This window comes from Micromonospora sp. NPDC004336 (assembly GCF_053602615.1).
This window is the reverse complement of record NZ_JBSGDY010000367.1, coordinates 1-1,343: the sequence shown is the minus strand read 5'-3', so window position 1 is coordinate 1,343 and position 1,343 is coordinate 1. Positions and strand designations below refer to the sequence as shown.

The 1,343-nt window shown below is 72.6% G+C and carries 2 protein-coding genes; one reads left to right on the top strand and one right to left on the bottom strand.

Annotated features, from left to right (window positions below):
* Positions 1 to 112: 112 nt before the first annotated feature.
* A complete protein-coding gene (locus tag ACWENR_RS30770) occupies positions 113 to 736 on the bottom strand; it encodes a TetR/AcrR family transcriptional regulator (protein ID WP_452280441.1) in 624 nt (207 codons plus the stop codon).
* Between the two features lie 72 nt (positions 737 to 808).
* Here ACWENR_RS30770 and ACWENR_RS30765 point away from each other — a divergent pair, with 72 nt between their 5' ends.
* Positions 809 to 1,216, top strand: a complete 408-nt coding sequence (locus ACWENR_RS30765; protein WP_452280440.1) for a RidA family protein — start codon at positions 809 to 811, stop codon at positions 1,214 to 1,216.
* The last annotated feature ends 127 nt before the right edge of the window (positions 1,217 to 1,343 follow it).

Here is a 1,343-nt window from a genome sequence, read left to right as displayed (position 1 = left end):
GGAGCGCGACAGGGCGCTCCCGACGCCCGCCCGTCCGGTCACCCTCGTCGGGACGGCGAGGCGGAGGGTGCGGGCCGGCGGCTGCTGCGGCGGAAGGGCCCCGGCGGCCGGGCTACCTGCCGGGCGGGTGCAGTCGCCGCCAGCCGCGCTCGACCGACCGGCGGCACCGGTCCGGGTCGTCGCCGCTGCTGGTGAACAGCGCGGTCAGCAGGAGGGTGCCGTGGGAGAGCGTCCCGGGCGGCAGCGGGCCGGTGGCGACCAGGGAGACCAGCCCGTGGCCGACGACCCAGCTCTGTGTCGCCAGGTCCAGCGGGACGACGTCGGCGCGGAAGCGCCCGGCCGCCCTGCCCCGCGCCGCGGCCTGCACCAGGATCTCCAGCGTGTCGTCCGCGGCCTGGGCGTCCTCGAGGTCGAAGTTCGCGTCGAACATGACCCGGTACAGGTCCGGGTGGTCCAGGGCGTTGCGCAGGTAGCCGGCGACCAGGGCGGTCAGGTCACGGACCGGGTCGTCGGTCGTCGCCACCGTCGCCAGCCCGGCCGCCAGGCGGGTGAAGCCCTCCTGGCGCAGCGCCTTCCACAGGCCGTCCATGCCCCCGAAGTGGGTGTAGACGGCCATCGTCGAGACGGACGTCCCGGCCACCAGTGAGCGCAGGGTGACGGGCTCCCGGGTGCGGAGCATGTGCGCGGCCCGCTCGATGAGGAGGGCACGGACCGCCGGATCCTTCGTCCTCGCCATGACGCCAGGATACATAACATAGCTGTGTTATGTTACGCGGACGCCAGCCACGAATTCTCGAAAGGAGCCGACATGGCCGTCACCCTGGTGAACCCCGAAGGACTGCCGAAGGTCGACCTCTACCGACAGGTGTCGGTCGCCACCGGATCGAAGCTTGTCTTCGTCGCGGGCCAGGTCGCCGTCGACGCCGACGGCAGCACGGTCGGCGTGGGCGACTACGCCGCCCAGACCGAGCGGTGCTACCGCAACCTCGCCACCGCCCTGGCCGGCGTCGGCGCCTCCTTCGACGACGTGGTGAAGCTGACCGCCTACGTCGTCGACCTGACCCCGGACAAGATGCCCGAGCTGATGGCGGGGATCAGCCGGGCGGTCGCCGAGCTGGGAATCACCGCGGCCCCGCCGTTCACGGGGCTGGGCGTCGGCGCGCTCGCCGGCCCCGACCTCCTGGTCGAGATCGAGGCCACCGCCATCATCGACTGACTCCCTGTCGAGGACCGGCCGTCCGGGCCGCGCCCGGCTAGCCCGTGTTTCGTAAGGGCCGTGTTGGGCGGTGAGGTGGGCCCGGCGTGGCGGTGATCGCTAAAGGTTGAGGTCTCCGGTAGATCGG

Bases quoted from the DNA above. Each gene is read 5' to 3' on its own strand.
- ACWENR_RS30765 (WP_452280440.1), top strand. From the start codon at position 809: ATGGCCGTCACCCTGGTGAACCCCGAAGGACTGCCGAAGGTCGACCTC.
- ACWENR_RS30770 (WP_452280441.1), bottom strand. From the start codon at position 736: ATGGCGAGGACGAAGGATCCGGCGGTCCGTGCCCTCCTCATCGAGCGG.